Raw genomic sequence first — 16,614 nt, forward strand, 5'->3', positions numbered from 1 at the left:
AAGATAATTGATATGAGTATGGACAACAACTACAACCAGATGTTTGCACAAAAGACTAAATCTTTAACCATTGCAATCATTAATGAGTTGTCTGATATTTCATATTCTGATAAAATATCAAATATAAGGAAACAAGTTTTCAGATCTGTTTCATCCACAGCAAGCAACTATAGAGCAATGTGCAGAGCCAGATCTACCAAAGAAAAATATTCCAAAATATGCATTGTTGTAGAAGAAGCTGACGAAACTTTATTCTGACTGGAGTTAATAGATGAACTCCATATACTAAAAAAAGAAAATTTAGATATTCTTATTAACGAAGCCAGTGAAATTTTGAAAGTAACCTCTGCTTATAAAAAGAAATTAGGTGAAGAATTAAAACGTTAACAAGATCAATTATTAATCATCATTTATCAATTATATGAACGAAGCTGAATACTGGAAAAAAATAGAACAATTCTTTGAAGACAATTTCCAGACAGAGAAGAACCCGCCCATTGAAACCCTTTTATTTCTGATAGGGTTGCAGGAACTGGGAAGCGGCCAGCAAAAATATACGAAAGAAGACAAGGTAAACCTGATTCATATTGCAGTCTGCAGATTGCTTGAGCCTTTTGGATATTATAAATTTACCCACTATGAAGACGGATGGCCCCACTTTGAAACTGTGGAAGAACTTCCGGAACTCAAGCCTAATGAGCAGACTTTGCTTATGAAAAAGGCGATTATACAGTACTTTCAGGAAGAAGAGCTTTTGTAAAAGCAGGAAGCGTGAAGATGGAAGCAGGAAGTTAATCCCTGGCGATAAATAAAAAGAGGGTTTTCCAATGGAAAATCCTCTTTTTTATAAATAAGTGCTTTTTACATTTTCAAAATCATCCAATCAATTCTTCCAATTGATTCAGTCCTATTTTAAAGCCTTCTTCAAATCCCATATCCATAAGCTTTTTCATCACTTCAGGAGAATGGTAATGGATATTGATGGTTACTTTAGTTCCTTCCTCCACTCCGGTAAAGCCAATCAGCCATTTTGACCTTGGGAAGTCTTCATTGATATTGCCTTTTTCATCACAGAAAGCACTCATCCAGTCAAGACTTCTATGTTCTGTAATTTCTCCATATTGAGTTTGAGCATACATAGGTCCTTTTTCACCGTTTGGACCTACCATTGTGTACATCCAGATGCCTCCTTCCTTGAAATCCTGACTTACCGTTTCACATTTCCACGGTTTAGGTCCCCACCATTGATCCAATAATCTTGCTTGTGTAAAATAGTTCCATACGGTTGAAACATCAGCCTTAAAAATCTTCATAACATAAGCACTTGATGCATCAAAATCTTTGTTGAAAATGATCGTAGATTCCATATATATTTATTTTTATTAAAGTTAGCATTTTATTTATTGAAAGGACTTTTCATATGACAAGTAAAAGATAATTCATAAATAATTGTTAAAAAACACTCTTTTAAGAAAAAAAAAACAATTTTTTGGCTCGTTTTTTGTTTATGTACTCTTAAAAAAATTAATTTTAACATTCATTTTTCCAAAACATATATATTTTAAATAATGAATAACAAATTCATCCCAATAATTTCAGTGTTTATGACGATCTCACTGATTGTCTTTGTAACGCTCCAATTTTATTGGTTGAAAGGCTATTATGGCGTACTGGAACAGGATTTTTCAAATAAAGTGTATGCGGTTTTGGAAAGTACTTCAAAAAGTATTGAAGAGATTGAAGCTGACAAATACCTGAATCAGGATTATAAAGATTTCAGAAAAAACATTCTTGCGAACAGCAAACAGCCGTCTTTAACTACCATTCAGCAAGTAGAAGACTCCGGTACTCAAAGACAGATTATTTATTCCAAAAATATTATTGAAAAAACGCAGCTGCCTATTTCTCAAAAAGGAGATTCTATCAAGCTGACGACTTTGTATACAGACGAAGCTGCTTATAAAATAAAAAGAGATACCACCAATCGCGAACTTTTAACGCAAGATATCAATCAGGAAATTGAGACGGGAGATTATTCCATGAAAGAGTTTGTGAAAGTATATGGAAACAACCTTCCTATTACTAAAAGAGTAGACCCGAAAACCCTTGACTCCGTTATTGCCAAAGAACTGAAAATAAGAGGTATCACTGCCAAGTTCGGATATGGAGTCCTGGATCGTAATAATAAGCTTACAAGCATTGCCAATAAGGCTTATAAAGAAAAGAAAGACAGTAATACCTACAGCTTTCCTCTGTTTGCCGATAAGAAAAATACATTATACAGCCTTGCCCTGGTATTTCCTAAAAAAGAATATTCCCTGGCGATGAACAACTGGCCGATGCTTTTGGGAACATTCCTTTCTCTCCTTACCATTCTTGGGATTTATATTATTTCCATCAATTATATGATGAGGCAGAAAAAACTTGCTGAAGTAAAAACAGACTTCATCAACAACATGTCTCACGAGTTTAAGACACCATTGGCAACCATTTCTGTAGCCACGGATTCTTTGGCTAATGACAAAATTGCCACCAATCCGGATAAGGTAAAATACTATTCCGAACTGATCAAGCAGGAGAATTTAAGGATGAAAAAGCAGGTGGAAAATGTACTTAACATGTCCAAGCTTGAGCGAAATGAAGTGGAATTATTTTTAAAAGAGACCAACGTAAGAGAGCTGATCAAAAAAACGACAGAATCTTTCAACCTGATTGTACAACAAAGGAATGGAACCCTTACGCAGAAGTTCACGGCCACTCAGTATAATTTTAAAATAGATGAATTCCACATCTCCAATATGCTGGTCAACTTACTGGATAATGCCAATAAATATTCTCCTGAAGCACCGGAAATACATGTGGAAACAAGAAATGAAGGACACTGGTATGTGATTGAAATTTCCGATAAAGGAATGGGAATGGATACACAGAATAAAACCAAAATTTTCGAAAAATTCTTCAGGGAAGAAACCGGAAATATTCACAACGTAAAAGGCCAGGGACTGGGACTTTCTTATGTTAAGAAAATTGTAGAACTGCACAAAGGACAGATTATTGTAGACTCTCATAAAGGAAAAGGAAGTACGTTTACGATAAAACTGCCGATGAGCTAGAAAAATTAATGATAGATGATAAACGATAAATGATACAGATCTCTTTCACATCAGTTATCAAGGATCATTCATCAATTATAAAGTTAAACCAAATATCAAAATATAGAAGATAGAGTGAGGAAGTTCATTCTTAATTGTTAATTTTTAATTATTAAAATTATGAGCAACAGAATATTATTAGTAGAGGACGATCAGAGTTTCGGGGCGGTGCTTAAAGATTATTTGACCATCAATAATTTTGAAGTGACTCTTGCCACTGACGGGGAGCAGGGACTTAAAGAATTTACAGAAAATGAATTCGATATCTGCATATTTGACGTAATGATGCCTAAAAAAGACGGATTTTCATTAGCGGAAGACGTGAAAAAGATTGATAAAAATACACCTATCATTTTCCTTACTGCAAGAAACATGAGAGAAGATATCCTGAAGGGATATCAGTTAGGTGCTGATGATTATATTACAAAACCTTTTGATACTGAGCTTCTTTTATACAAAATAAAAGCAATTCTTCAGAGAAGTTCTACCTTGGAAAATGAGGAACAGGAGCAGTTCAAAATCAGTAATATTTTCTTTGACTCTATGCTGAGACAGCTGAAAGTAGGTGATAAAGAATATAAACTTTCTCCTAAAGAAAATGAATTATTAAAACTTCTTTGCATTCACAGAAACGATTTCATGCCGAGAGATCTTGCTTTAAGAAAGATCTGGAAAAAAGAAAATTATTTTACAGCAAGAAGTATGGACGTTTATATTGCCAAGCTTCGTAAGTTATTAAAAGACGACGAAGGATTGGAAATCATCAACGTTCACGGGGAAGGATTTAGACTTTTGGTAAAAAATTAATCCAAAAATCAAATTATAAGTATAAAATTAGCAAAACAATTGAAAATGTTTTGCTAATTTTGTTTCATACCCATGGATATGAAGAATACATTTATAGGTTTGATCGCCGTATCACTCTTAGCTGCATCCTGTAAAAAGGATGAAAGAGCTACTTACTTAAAAGAAGAAGCCAACGCTGGCCAGCCCAACGTAGCTCTAAATACCACCTCAAAAACCGCTCTGATGGAACAGGCAGGCATCCAGTCCAACGCTGCTCCTGCTCCTATGACCACTGCTCCGGGAATGAATCCTCCACACGGGCAACCGGGACACCGATGCGATATTCCGGTAGGACAACCTTTGAATGGGCAACCTGCCGCAGCCACTCCTGCAACACAAAATGTAAATGTGAGCGGGGGCAATACCATCCAGATTGATCCGAATGCTGTATCACCGGGAAAAATCACCCTTGATAATAACGGGAAGCAGGTAAAAACCGCACCAGGAATGAATCCTCCACACGGACAGCCTGGACACCGATGCGATATTCCCGTGGGACAGCCCTTAAACAGTAAGCCCGCTTCTGCGCCACAGGCAGTGCAAAATGCAGTTCAAGCAACTTCAAGTCCGGCTCCTGCATCTGCAGTACAGAATCTCGCAATGGGAGAAAAACCGAAACTGAACCCGGCACACGGAGAACCCTGGCACAGCTGCTCTCTAAAAGTTGGTGATCCTTTGCCATAAATTTTGTATTTTTGCAGAGATGAAGCTGTTTCACCTACTTGCCATAGTTTTTTGTCTGGGAGTCTTTCTGATTCCCAAGGATTATTTCTATGCACAGGAAATGCAGGAAACATGCTGTAAAGCAGAATCTTCCAAGAAAATGGACTGCTGTAAAAATCATTCTTCAAAAAAAGACAGCAAACATGATAACACAAAATCATGTAATGATGACTGCTGCTCATCATGCATTGCCTGCTATACTTTTATTGAAACCCCTTTTTCAAAAAATCTACGTCTGGAACTGTCTTATTACAAAGCGAATAAGAATCCTCAGTTTCAATATTCAGATCCTTATCTTTCAGACCGTTTGAAGGAAATCTGGCAACCGCCCAAGATAGGTTAATTAAATACCATGGGTTCATTATGCCTTATAATGAACTGTTTTTTAATTAATTAAAACTTTAAACAAAATGAAATTATATATTTCCAGGTTCATACTTGGTGCATTATTCCTATTTACACAATGTATATCTGCTCAAACACTTTCAAAAAATCAGTTCAAGGTAAAGGGGAACTGTGAAATGTGCAAAACAAGAATTGAAAGTGCCGCTAAAAAAGCGGGCGCAAAAACAGCAGTGTACTCCATTGATCTTCAGACATTAACCTTTGAAACAGACAAAGCATCCGCTGATGATATTCTGAAAAAAGTAGCAGAAGCAGGACATGATAATGAGAAATTTAAGGCTTCTGATACAACCTATGAAGGACTTCCGGGATGTTGTCATTACGACAGAGATCTGCAGCCTTCACAGGCAGAAACCAACCATGAGCACCATGCAGATGCTACTATTTCCGCTAAAAAAGAGAATGAATTCTATGTAAGAGGAAACTGTGCTTCTTGTAAAGCCAGAATTGAAAAAGCATCCAAAGATGCCGGTGCCGATACTGCAGAATGGAATGCGGGGAAACAAACGGTTACTTTACATTTTGACCCTTCAAAAACCTCATCAGATAAGATTTTAAAGGCTATTGCTGATGCAGGACATGATAATGAAAAATACAAAGCTTCAGATGCTGTTTACAACGGACTTCCGGGATGCTGTCTTTATGACAGAGAGTTTACTTTCGGGCAGCCTAATCCAAAGGTTCATTACGAAGAAGCAACAAAGCATGACGACCATAAAGACAATGAGACTTCCCCAGCTAAAGAGGATCATTCTCAACATGAAAAAAGTATTGATGGTGTTGTCGTAACAGGTTCTAAGGCAGCGACCGCTTTAAGTAAGAAAGAAGCCGGACTTGTTTTTAATATTGATAAAAAAGAGCTGTTAAAGGCCGCTTGCTGTAATCTGTCTGAAAGCTTCGAAACCAATGCAACGGTAGATGTTTCTTTCAGCAATGCGGTTACGGGAACAAAACAGCTGAAAATGCTTGGTCTGGATCAGAAATACACGAGTTTGACAAAAGAACAATTACCTGAAATCAGAGGTCTGGCTTCTGCATATGGCTTAAATTTTATCCCGGGAAGGTGGATTGAAAGTATTCAGCTTACCAAAGGAGGAAGTACCGTAACGAACGGCTATGAAAGCATCACAGGACAGATCAACACTGAACTTCTGAAGAATGCCAAGACACCTGAAACGTCGCTGAACCTTTTTTCTGATTTTAATGGAAGAGCAGAAATCAATATTACCAATGTTTCCCCTATCAACGATAAATGGTCGCAAACCTTTCTTCTCCACGGCAACGGAACTTTCGGGAATACGGATATGAATGATGACGGCTTTCTGGACAGACCGAAAGGAACACAGATCAATGCAGCGTATTTGTTGAATTATAACGACCTTGAAAAGTCGGGATTCGGGTCTCACTTTGGAATTAATTTTATCAGGGATGAAAGAACGGCAGGACAGATTGGTTTTGATAAAAAACTGGGTCAGGACAAACAGCCTTTTTATGGGGTTGGAATCGACATTTCAAGATTTCAGGTCTGGAACAAAACAGGATATGTTTTTAAAGGAAAACCTTACCAGAGTATCGGCTGGATGAACCAGTATGTGTATCACCAGCAGGACAGCTTTTTCGGATTGAGAAATTATGCGGGACAACAACACACATATTATTCCAATTTAATTTTTGAAAGTATCATCGGAAATACCAACCATAAGTATAAGGCTGGAGCAAGTTTCTTATATGACGGTTATAAAGAAACATATTTGCTGGATGATATGAGAAGAAATGAAATTGTACCGGGAATTTTTGCTGAATATACTTTAACAGGGTTAAAATATACTTTAGTAGCGGGTTCAAGAGTAGATTTTCACAATCTGGCAGGAACCCAGTTTACGCCAAGATTGAACTTTAAATATGACTTTACGCCTCAAACTATTTTAAGACTTTCTGCCGGAAGAGGATTCAGAACTGCAAATGTTTTTGCGGAAAGCCAGCAGTATTTTGCTTCCAACAGAGCGATTACTATTTTACCTAACGGAGGAAATATTTATGGATTAAGACCTGAAATCGCATGGAATTATGGGGCGAGTTTACAACAGGAATTTAAGTTATTCGGAAGAAAATCGAGCATTGTTGCAGACTTCTTCAGAACAGATTTCCAGGATCAGGTATTGGTAGATCTGGATCAATCTCCTCAACAACTGACATTTTATAATCTGGATGGAAAGTCTTTTGCCAATTCATTCCAGACCCAATGGGATTTCATGCCTGTCAAAAATCTTGAAGTAAGACTTGCTTATAAATATTATGATGTACAGGCTGATTATATCGGCGGAAGAAGAGAAGTTCCTTTTATGGCGAAGCACAGAGGTTTTGTGAACCTGGCCTATTCGACCAATAAAAATGATAATGGCGGATTCTGGAGTTTTGATACGACTTTAAACTGGGTTGGAAAGCAAAGACTTCCTGATACTTCAACGAATCCGGCAGAGTTTCAACTGCCAACGTATTCGGAATCGTATGCGGTTCTTAATGCTCAGATTTCAAGAAATTTCAATAAAAAAATCAGGGCTTATTTAGGAGGAGAAAACCTTACTTCTTACTATCAGAAAAATGCGATTGTAGATTTTAAAAATCCTTTCGGAAGCTATTTTGATGGAGGAATGGTATATGCTCCGATTATGAAGGCGAACTTCTATGTGGGACTGGATGTGACGTTTTAAAGGCTGGAAGCTGGAAGAATGATGCTGAGTGTACCTACAACCAAGTAAAGTTTTATCTTACTGAGGATAATAGCTGAATACACAAAAACCTTATAGGTTTCAGAAACCTATAAGGTTTGATTTTTATCATAAGCAGGTAAAATTCGCCACTCATAGCGGAGAAAATCCAAAAGTTTTGAAAACCACCAGGAACTCCCCTCTTCCATCCTCAAGCTTCCTAACTGAATAAAAATTCCGCTTCAATGAAGCGGAATTTTTATTTATCTTCCAAAGTCGTCCTGTACTCTTACAATATCATCTTCATCTGAAGGATTGGATGCATCGGTATGCTGCCAGATTTCAGCTACAATTCCCCAGCCTGCAAGACCAATTAATCTGTGTCTTTCTCCCTGCTGAAGTTTTACCTGATCTTTCGGGCCGTATTCTCCCAACTCTCCTTCTTCATCGGTATTGCTTCTTTTGATTCCTACCGTTCCTTCTACAACCTGCCAGATTTCAGCTCTTCTGTGGTGATATTGCCAGCTTAATCTTGCTTCAGGAGCTACGATAAGGATTTTCGGGCTCAGCTTTCCTCCTATTCTCAGGTTGTCTACATCAATCCCATCGAAATATTGGTTGGCAAAATCCTGTGCCTGTGTTTCATCAATCACAAAGAATCCTCCCCATGGTCTTGTATCGTCTTTTGCTGCGATATTAAAACCTTGTGTCTGCAGCATGCTCTCTACTCTATCGAATATTTCTTTTTTTTCTGTACTCATACAGCTATATTTTTAATTTAAAATTTATTTATTTGATTCTTCTTTTGACATTGAATAAGGAAAATCTTTTTCCTGTGAACCTCTTTCTTTATTGGGCTTGCTGTCCATTTTAAAGTCTAAAACAGCTCCCTTCATCAGTTCTTTATGGCTCAGCCAGTTTTTGGAATATGACTGTTGGTTTACATTCAATGATTTTACATATAGATTTTCCGCGTTGTTTTCCGGAGCTTTTATTTCAATTTTCTTACCATTCTCCAAATGGATGGTAGCTTCTTTAAATAATGGTGCTCCCAACACGTATTGATCTGTTGCCGGTGTTACCGGATAAAAACCCAGAGCTGAGAAAATATACCACGCAGAAGTCTGTCCGTTATCTTCATCACCACAATATCCGTCCGGAGTGGCATGATACAATTTATTCATCACCTGTCTCGCCCAATACTGAGTTTTGTAAGGTGCACCTGCATAGTTGTACAGATAAATCATGTGCTGAATAGGCTGGTTTCCGTGGGCATACTGGCCCATATTCATGATCTGCATTTCTCTGATCTCGTGGATCACGCCTCCATAATAACTGTCATCAAAAACCGGAGGCAATGAAAATACTTCATCTAATTTGGCTTCAAATTTCTTTTTCCCACCCATCAGTTCTGCCAAACCATCAATGTCCTGGAAAACCGACCATGTGTAATGCCAGCTGTTTCCTTCCGTGAAAGCATCTCCCCATTTGAAAGGATTGAAAGGTTTCTGGAAGTTACCATCTTTATTTTTACCACGCATTAAACCTGTTTCCTTATCAAATACATTTTTGTAATTATAGGCCCTTTTCTTGTAGATATCAATTTCTGAAGCAGGTTTTCCTAATGCTTTTCCTAACTGATAGATTGAAAAATCATCATAAGCGTATTCTAATGTTCTTGCTGCATTTTCATTGATCTTTACATCGTAAGGAACATAACCCAATTCATTATAATACTTTACGCCTGCGCGGCCCACAGCTTCTATAGGACCTTCATTGTTTGCTCCGTGTTTTACAGCCTGCCACAGTGCTTCTGTGTCATATCCGCGAAGTCCTTTGATGTAAGCATCTGCTACTACGGATGCGGAATTGTTTCCAATCATAATATCAGAATATCCGGGACTGCTCCACTCCGGTAAGAAGCCACCTTCTTTGTAAGCATTGGCCAATCCTTCCTGCATTTCTACATTGATACTTGGGTAAACAAGGTTCAGGAAAGGATATAAAGCACGGAAAGTATCCCAGAAACCGGTTCCTGCAAACATTCTTCCGTCAACAATTTTCCCGTTGTAAGGACTCCAGTGTTTTATTTTGTTTTGAGCATCAATCTCATATAACTTTTGCGGGAAGAATAAAGTTCTGTATAAAGAGGAATAAAAGGTTCTCATCTGTTGATCAGTTCCTCCTTTTACTTCTATTTTTCCTAATGTTTTGTTCCAGATATTTTTAGCATCGGTTTTTACCTGTTCAAAATTTCTGTTTCCGATTTCTCTTTTCAGATTCAGTTCTGCCTGTTCAAAGCTGATGAATGAAGAGGCTACTTTTGCATAAACCGTTTCTTTATTTTTAAGCTTAAAACCTACTACAGCTCCGGTATGATCACTGGTAATTTCTAACTGATCATTCACCAGTTTATTGTCTTTCCAGGTTTTTGTGAGTTCAAAATCTTTATCAAACTGAATGACAAAGTAGTTTTTAAAATTCTCATATTTCCCGGTAGAATATCTTGTGGTATAACCCAGGATTTTTCTTTCTTTCGGTAAAATTTTGATATAAGAACCTTTGTTCAGAGCGTCGACAACTACGTAAGCGCTGTCTGTCTTTGGAAAATCAAATTTAAAATAAGAAGCTCGTTCTGTAGGTGTAAATTCTGTTGTGACATTGATGTCAGCAAGATAAACACTATAGAAGTAAGGTGTGGTCACCTCAGCTTTATGGCTGAACCAGCTTGCCCTTTCATCTTCTTTAAACTTCACTTTTCCCACTCCAGGCATGATGGCAAATGCGCCATAATCGTTCATCCATGGAGAGGGCTGGTGGGTTTGTTTAAATCCTTTTATTTTATCTGCATCGTAGGTATATGCCCATCCGTCGCCCATTTTACCGGTCTGTGGTGTCCAGATATTCATTCCCCATGGAAGTCCGACTGCCGGATAGGTATTTCCATTGGATAATGAAGGTTTGGATTGGGTTCCCATCAAAGGATTCACATAGTCTACGGGAGATACATTCTGACCTAAAGCCCAGGCCTGTAATAACAGTAAGCAAGTGGAAAATATAAACTTCATTGTATCTTTTCGTTTGTTAATTTATATACGCTTTTTTAATGCATAGCTGGCAGCTCCAAGAATGGCCGCATCTTCAAATATAGCCGAAATTTTAACCTGCAAGTTAATATTATTCTTTGTTAAATTCTGAATAAATCTTTGCTCAAAATGAGGATAAGCCTTGGCAATATTTCCTCCTATAACTAAAACTTCCGGTTTGTAAGAATCTACATATCTGACAATAAATTCTGAGAAAGAGTCTGCATATTCATCAAACATTCTTTTTTGTATTTCTTTGGGTTTATCCAACAAATCTTTGGTTCCTGAAATTTCTTCTCCGGTGAGTTCTTTATAACGATTCACGAACCATCGTGTTGCCAGATAATCTTCACAGATAGAGTCTCTGAAAGGAGAATCCCATAAGTCTTCATCGGTAGCAAATTCCCCGTTGAAAAAAGTAGTTCCCAATCCCGTCCCGAGAGTAACTCCAAAAATTCTGTTGAATCCCTGGGCACAGCCTCCATATACTTCACCTTCCATAAATGCAGCCGCATCATTTACAAAATGAATCTGCTTCTGAGAAATGTCCAGCCTTTTTGCCAGTTCTTCTTTAATATTGACCTGATAGATATCTATAAATTTCCCCTGCTGCATCAGCGATATCCCATTTTCATAATCGAAAGGTCCGGGCATTGCGATACCGATTAAAAGGTCTTCTTTTACCAAATCATGAGCCACTTTTTCAATGGCGGAAAGCCAGGCGTTGAAAATAACTTCTTTGTTTTCGAAAGCATCTACATGTTCTCTTACATAGGTGGATGAAATGATTTCACGTTTTTCCGGATCTACCTGAGCCAATGTGATGTGCGACCCTCCAATATCTATTCCTACTATATTCTGCATTATTTTTTTATTTTAAATTCAAGTCCTTCCTGTGACTGAAAAAACAGACAAACAGAAGTACACCCCTGTCTGTCTGCTTCGTATTTCAGACTCTATTTCATAAGTTCAGATAACCATTTTATCATATGAATCTTACTTCACAATAATTTTACCGGTTGATATTACTTTACTGTTTGCGGATGTAATTTTGTAAATATAAGTACCACTGATTAAATCCTGCGTATTCACTGCATTATTATTTTGATTAATATTCTGTTTTTTGAATAATTTTCCTGACGCATCGTACAATGCTACTTCACTTGCAGAGTTGTCACTGATAGCAAAGTGAATATCATTTCCTCGTTTCACAGGATTCGGGTACACTGCGCTGTTCTCTTTTACAGATTCTATATCTTTTACTGCAAGGGATGAAGCGCAGGCAACATCTGTTCTCCAGTTGGCATCTGTCATATTGATCAGGGTTGCAAAATGGGTATTTGCCGTAGCATCCAAAGCTCCCATTCCGCTTCCTTCATCCATTTTCCAGTTGGCTTCAAGACCTGTAGAATTGGCAGGAACATTACAGCTGTTACTTAAAATTTCCTGTGGTGTTAAGGCCTTTTTCCAAACTCTGAATTCATCCAAGAAACCATTGATTGTACGGGAATTGTCATAGTTTCTTCCCAGATAAAGAATCCCGTTTGCTGTAAAATTACCCGTCACCGCAAACGTTGCATCAAGATTACCATTGACATAAATTTTCATGGCTGCTCCGTCATAAGTAGCTGCTATATGATACCATGTATTGGTGTTGAATGCTGTATTGGTATTCAATTTCACCTGTGACGATCCAAAACTTAATATAAACTGCAGCTTATTATTTGCAAGATTTCCATCTCCGAAACGAAGCATAGCCGAGTTGTTATCTCCTACTTCTATCCCCATTACCGATGAAATATATGGAAAGCCTGTTTTGAAAGCATTTACTTTTACCCAACCTTCAAATGTTACAGCATTTCCGCTCAGGTTAAATTGTCCTGCGTTAAGATAATGCGTGCTTCCGTTGAAAGCAAGAGATCTTGCACCCGGGCTTGTAACCGGAGCAAAACCACTGTTGAATGATCCTTCTCCTGAATAAGTACTTGTAGTTCCTCCGGCACATGAAGCCTGTACTTTCCATACATAATTTGTATTAGGTGTCAGGTTTTGTAATGAATAGGAATTGGTGGTAATATTTGGAATTTCAGACCACGTTGTTGCTGAAGCTGTTTTATATTGCAGTGTATATGAAGTGGCGTTGCCTGCATCCCATGACAGTTGGGTAGTGTTACCAAGGAAACTTCCGGAAGTCAATCCTGATGGCGTAGTGCAGCCACTTCCGGAGTTAAACCTTGGTGCAAAAATATAAGTACTTGTTAATGTCGGTGAGCAGTTCGACTGGATTCTCCAATCGTAATTGGTATTCAGGGTAAGGTTGTTGATAACAATATTATTTCCTGAATAATTATTAGCTACATTTGTCCATACCGTTGAATTAGCCGGTTTATAGTCAATATTATAAGACTGGGAAGCATTGGAAGTCCAGTTCAGTTGAGCTGAAGTTCCTGTCACATTGGAAACATCCAGTCCCAATGGCGGATCACAAGCCTGTCCCTGTGACCATGAATACAACTGACCGCTTAAGAGTGTATTTTCATTATAAAGAATATTGGATCCTGTACTCAGGTAGCTGGCTACATTGGTTCCCGGCAGATCGTACCACATAAATACACCATATTGGTCATTCTTTGTGCTGGTCGCTAAGCTTGCCAGTGTAGTGGCAGATGTAGAGCTTGGATTGGAATTTTGTATCCAGGTTGCAGCTGCAGAAATTTTGGATTTATCAAGAGGTGGAACAACAGGTGCATTGTACGTACTGTACATCGCATTCCACGTGTAATTGATATAATTTCCTGCTAAATCTCCATTATACGTTTGTCTGGTTGTGGCCGGACCGTAGTAATAGAATGTAATCAGTTTATCCGGCATTGCGGCTTTCAGTTCCTGTAAAAGCATGACAAAAGAACTGTTATTAGGCTGTCCTGTTCCGTTATTTCCGTATCCTGCGTATTCATCATCAAGGTCTACTCCATCCAGTCCGTAGGTGTAAACAGTGTGAGCCACCTGTAAGGCGAAATCTTTAGCCGCTTCACGGTTAGGGAAATTGGAAATTCCGGCTCCCTGGTGGTTTCCTAAAAGATCAAGCAATACTTTTATTCCCTTTTGCTGTAAAGGTTTTACATAAGTATTAACATCATTCAGAACTTTGGTAACGTTGTTATTATTTGAGATATAAGCACGGTTTTTAGAAACATCATAGTTGATATTGGCTGCAAAAATAATAGCAACATCAAAAAGCTGTCTGTTGGTATTCTGTAAAGTATAGGAACCTGCATTCAGCATATTGTTATTGTTCACTTCCACATAGCAGACTCCCAAAGGATCAAGCTGCTGTGCTTTGAGAGCCGGAGCTGACTGAAGCATCAGGGCCATTAAGGGAATAAAAAAGGATTTTTTTCTCATAGTATATCAATTTTGTAGTAGAAAAAATCATTGGGCCGAAGCCCAATGACTGGGTTTGTTATTTTACAATTAGTTTTTCGGATTGTTTCAGGCTTCCATCATGTGATTCAAACTGAACAATGTAGTTTCCTGCCGGAACTCTGCTCAATTCATATTGATTATCCCCTGAGTTCAATGATTTAGTATCTACAATTCTTCCATTAAAATCATAAATCGTCAATTTCCCTTTGCTGTATTCATCCGGAACAGAAACTGTCAGTGATGAAGATTTACTTGCCGGATTAGGATATAATTTAATTTGATTTTTAATGTTAGTCTCGCCCGTATTGATCGCCTTTTGCCCCGCAGTTCTTGCTAATGCTGAACTTCCTGTTGTACATGGCAGATCTGTTCCCCAATTGGAAGCATCAACACCTGTCAAGGTTAGAGTCACTCCATTTCCGGAAGTATCCTGAACTGTAGAACCACTTCCTTCGTTAAACTTCCAATAAGCAGCCAGTGAAGTGGCCGGAACGGATACATTACACATATTCTGACTGATTTCTGTTTGGTTTAATGCGCGTTTCCAAACTCTTACCTCATCTATTTTCCCATTGAAGTTTCTGGAAGTATTATATAAATATCCTACATTGAATGCCCCTGTTGAATTCACACTTCCGGTTTGTGCTTTGGTAGCATCCAGAACACCATTGATGTAAATTTTCATATTGGATCCATCGTAAGTAGCTGCTACGTGATACCAGGTATTGGCATTCAGAGCTGTTGCAGAAGCCAGTTTTTGCTGTACATTATTAATACTTACCACAAACTGAAGTTTATTATTCGCCAGACTTGCATCTCCTAATCGTAAGAATGCAGAATTGCTGTCGCTTACTTCCGTTCCCATGATAGAGGAAATATATGGAGACGCAGATTTGAATGATGAAGGTTTGATCCATCCTTCAAAAGATAAAGCAGAACCACTTAGATTCATACTTCCGGCTGCTCCTGATTCAGTGCTTCCATCCAAAGACAGAGCATAAGAACCTGTAGGCGTTGTTCCTGAAGTGCTTGTAAATCTTGGCGCAAACATATAGGCGCTTTTCACGCTGCAATTGGTTCTTATTCTCCAGTCATATTCGGTGTTGGCTGTTAATCCGGAAATGGTTACAGAAGTGGAACTTGTCGCTGAAACCGCATTCGTCCATGTTGTTGAAGAAGCTGGTTTGTAATCAATATCATAAGTGTTGGTTCCTACGGCTGACCAGTTCAGTTTTGCACTTGTTCCTGTAAGGTTGCTTGTGTATAATCCGATAGGGGCATCACAATTGGTTCCCTGTGTCCAGGATTGTAAAGTACTACTTAAAACTGTCGGTTCCCCGTATAAGGTCTGAGTTCCCGCTGAAAGCTGTGCCGTTTCATTCGTTCCATGTAAATCATACCACATGAATACGCCGTAGCCGCCATTTTTCGTTTGGGTAGCCAGGCTGGTGGTGGTAGAATTGGAAGTATTCCCCATCCAAACGGCTGCAGGAGAGATTTGCGCTTTGGTAAGAGGTGGTACATTGGGAGCAGAGAATGTTCCGTACATGGCATTCCAGCTGTAGTTGACATTATCTCCTACTCTGGCGCCATTCCAGGAAAGTCTTGAAGCGGCAGGACCATAATAATAGAATGAAATAATTTTATTCGGTAATAAGGCTCTGAGCTCCTGAACAAGCATTACGAAAGAGCTGTCATTAGGCTGCCCTGTTCCGTTGTTTCCATATTCTGAGTATTCATCATCAAAATCAATTCCATCAAGACCGTAGGTATTCACTGTATTGGCCAACTGTAATGCAAAGTCTTTTGCAGCTTCACGGGTAGGAAAATTACAGATTCCAGCTCCCTGGTGATTTCCCAAAATAGTCAGAACTACTTTCATTCCTTTTTGCTGAAGTGGCTTTATGTAAGTATCTGCATTGGTAAGAACCTTGGTTACGTTGTTATTGGAATACAGATACGCTCTACCACGGCTGGTATCATAATTAATATTGGCCGCAAAAATATTCACCACATTGAACAGGTAGCTGTTCGATGTCTGCAGTTTGTACGCTCCTGCATTCAGGAGGTTGTTGTTATTCACTTCCACATAGCAAATTCCGGTAGGACTAAGCTGCTGCGCGTTAATCAGAGAACCAGACTGAAGCATCATGGCAATCAGTGCGGTAAAGATGGATTTTTTTTTCATTGTATAATTTTTTTAAGGTGTTTTGGTGTCTGAATTTTATATAGCATTCCCCCGACTCCTTCTTTTTGGGGAAGGAATCT

Annotated in this window: 13 protein-coding genes; 7 read left to right on the forward strand and 6 right to left on the reverse strand. The window is 38.4% G+C overall.

Features of this window, described 5'->3' with window-relative positions; all coding sequences use genetic code 11:
• Positions 1-12 precede the first annotated feature (12 nt).
• Positions 13-258: a four helix bundle protein gene (locus AC5YGI_RS00880; RefSeq protein ID WP_330744965.1), complete on the forward strand. Its 246-nt coding sequence runs from the start codon at positions 13-15 to the stop codon at positions 256-258.
• Positions 259-421: 163 nt separating this feature from the next.
• A complete protein-coding gene (locus AC5YGI_RS00885; RefSeq protein ID WP_120232485.1) occupies positions 422-760 on the forward strand; it encodes a hypothetical protein in 339 nt (112 codons plus the stop codon).
• A gap of 115 nt (positions 761-875) precedes the next feature.
• On the opposite strand, the gene AC5YGI_RS00890 is transcribed toward AC5YGI_RS00885, so the two are convergent.
• On the reverse strand, positions 876-1,367 hold the full coding sequence (locus tag AC5YGI_RS00890) for an SRPBCC family protein (protein ID WP_454510878.1): 492 nt from the start codon (positions 1,365-1,367) through the stop codon (positions 876-878).
• Between the two features lie 201 nt (positions 1,368-1,568).
• Between AC5YGI_RS00890 and AC5YGI_RS00895 the strand changes: the two genes are divergently transcribed.
• From AC5YGI_RS00895 to AC5YGI_RS00915, 5 genes are all read left to right on the forward strand, one after another.
• On the forward strand, positions 1,569-3,113 hold the full coding sequence (locus AC5YGI_RS00895) for a sensor histidine kinase (protein WP_062673264.1): 1,545 nt from the start codon (positions 1,569-1,571) through the stop codon (positions 3,111-3,113).
• A 159-nt stretch (positions 3,114-3,272) separates the two neighbouring features.
• Complete coding sequence (locus tag AC5YGI_RS00900) at positions 3,273-3,959, forward strand: response regulator transcription factor (RefSeq protein ID WP_002982671.1); 687 nt, start codon at positions 3,273-3,275, stop codon at positions 3,957-3,959.
• Positions 3,960-4,037: 78 nt separating this feature from the next.
• A complete protein-coding gene (locus tag AC5YGI_RS00905) occupies positions 4,038-4,682 on the forward strand; it encodes a hypothetical protein (protein WP_496167296.1) in 645 nt (214 codons plus the stop codon).
• 19 nt (positions 4,683-4,701) lie between these two features.
• Positions 4,702-5,064, forward strand: a complete 363-nt coding sequence (locus AC5YGI_RS00910) for a hypothetical protein (RefSeq protein ID WP_330744962.1) — start codon at positions 4,702-4,704, stop codon at positions 5,062-5,064.
• 67 nt (positions 5,065-5,131) lie between these two features.
• Positions 5,132-7,837, forward strand: a complete 2,706-nt coding sequence (locus tag AC5YGI_RS00915) for a TonB-dependent receptor domain-containing protein (protein ID WP_496167297.1) — start codon at positions 5,132-5,134, stop codon at positions 7,835-7,837.
• A 260-nt stretch (positions 7,838-8,097) separates the two neighbouring features.
• On the opposite strand, the gene AC5YGI_RS00920 is transcribed toward AC5YGI_RS00915, so the two are convergent.
• From AC5YGI_RS00920 to AC5YGI_RS00940, 5 genes are all read right to left on the reverse strand, one after another.
• Complete coding sequence (locus AC5YGI_RS00920) at positions 8,098-8,595, reverse strand: cupin domain-containing protein (RefSeq protein WP_047380263.1); 498 nt, start codon at positions 8,593-8,595, stop codon at positions 8,098-8,100.
• 24 nt (positions 8,596-8,619) lie between these two features.
• Positions 8,620-10,902, reverse strand: coding sequence for a GH92 family glycosyl hydrolase (locus AC5YGI_RS00925; protein ID WP_496167298.1), 2,283 nt, complete (start codon positions 10,900-10,902; stop codon positions 8,620-8,622).
• 21 nt (positions 10,903-10,923) lie between these two features.
• Positions 10,924-11,784 (reverse strand): ROK family protein, encoded by an 861-nt coding sequence (locus tag AC5YGI_RS00930; RefSeq protein WP_496167299.1) that lies wholly within the window; start codon positions 11,782-11,784, stop codon positions 10,924-10,926.
• 132 nt (positions 11,785-11,916) lie between these two features.
• Complete coding sequence (locus tag AC5YGI_RS00935) at positions 11,917-14,325, reverse strand: endo-beta-N-acetylglucosaminidase H (protein WP_496167300.1); 2,409 nt, start codon at positions 14,323-14,325, stop codon at positions 11,917-11,919.
• 58 nt (positions 14,326-14,383) lie between these two features.
• Positions 14,384-16,534: an endo-beta-N-acetylglucosaminidase H gene (locus AC5YGI_RS00940; RefSeq protein ID WP_496167301.1), complete on the reverse strand. Its 2,151-nt coding sequence runs from the start codon at positions 16,532-16,534 to the stop codon at positions 14,384-14,386.
• Positions 16,535-16,614: the final 80 nt, after the last annotated feature.

Source organism: Chryseobacterium sp. CS3K3.1, assembly GCF_059515165.1.

What these genes read in the sequence shown, in the direction of transcription:
- AC5YGI_RS00890 (WP_454510878.1), bottom strand. Translation starts at nt 1,367, where the DNA reads ATGGAATCTACGATCATTTTCAACAAAGATTTTGATGCATCAAGTGCT.
- AC5YGI_RS00915 (WP_496167297.1), top strand. Translation starts at nt 5,132, where the DNA reads ATGAAATTATATATTTCCAGGTTCATACTTGGTGCATTATTCCTATTT.
- AC5YGI_RS00895 (WP_062673264.1), top strand. Translation starts at nt 1,569, where the DNA reads ATGAATAACAAATTCATCCCAATAATTTCAGTGTTTATGACGATCTCA.
- AC5YGI_RS00900 (WP_002982671.1), top strand. Translation starts at nt 3,273, where the DNA reads ATGAGCAACAGAATATTATTAGTAGAGGACGATCAGAGTTTCGGGGCG.
- AC5YGI_RS00940 (WP_496167301.1), bottom strand. Translation starts at nt 16,534, where the DNA reads ATGAAAAAAAAATCCATCTTTACCGCACTGATTGCCATGATGCTTCAG.
- AC5YGI_RS00880 (WP_330744965.1), top strand. Translation starts at nt 13, where the DNA reads ATGAGTATGGACAACAACTACAACCAGATGTTTGCACAAAAGACTAAA.
- AC5YGI_RS00920 (WP_047380263.1), bottom strand. Translation starts at nt 8,595, where the DNA reads ATGAGTACAGAAAAAAAAGAAATATTCGATAGAGTAGAGAGCATGCTG.
- AC5YGI_RS00905 (WP_496167296.1), top strand. Translation starts at nt 4,038, where the DNA reads ATGAAGAATACATTTATAGGTTTGATCGCCGTATCACTCTTAGCTGCA.
- AC5YGI_RS00935 (WP_496167300.1), bottom strand. Translation starts at nt 14,325, where the DNA reads ATGAGAAAAAAATCCTTTTTTATTCCCTTAATGGCCCTGATGCTTCAG.
- AC5YGI_RS00925 (WP_496167298.1), bottom strand. Translation starts at nt 10,902, where the DNA reads ATGAAGTTTATATTTTCCACTTGCTTACTGTTATTACAGGCCTGGGCT.
- AC5YGI_RS00885 (WP_120232485.1), top strand. Translation starts at nt 422, where the DNA reads ATGAACGAAGCTGAATACTGGAAAAAAATAGAACAATTCTTTGAAGAC.
- AC5YGI_RS00910 (WP_330744962.1), top strand. Translation starts at nt 4,702, where the DNA reads ATGAAGCTGTTTCACCTACTTGCCATAGTTTTTTGTCTGGGAGTCTTT.
- AC5YGI_RS00930 (WP_496167299.1), bottom strand. Translation starts at nt 11,784, where the DNA reads ATGCAGAATATAGTAGGAATAGATATTGGAGGGTCGCACATCACATTG.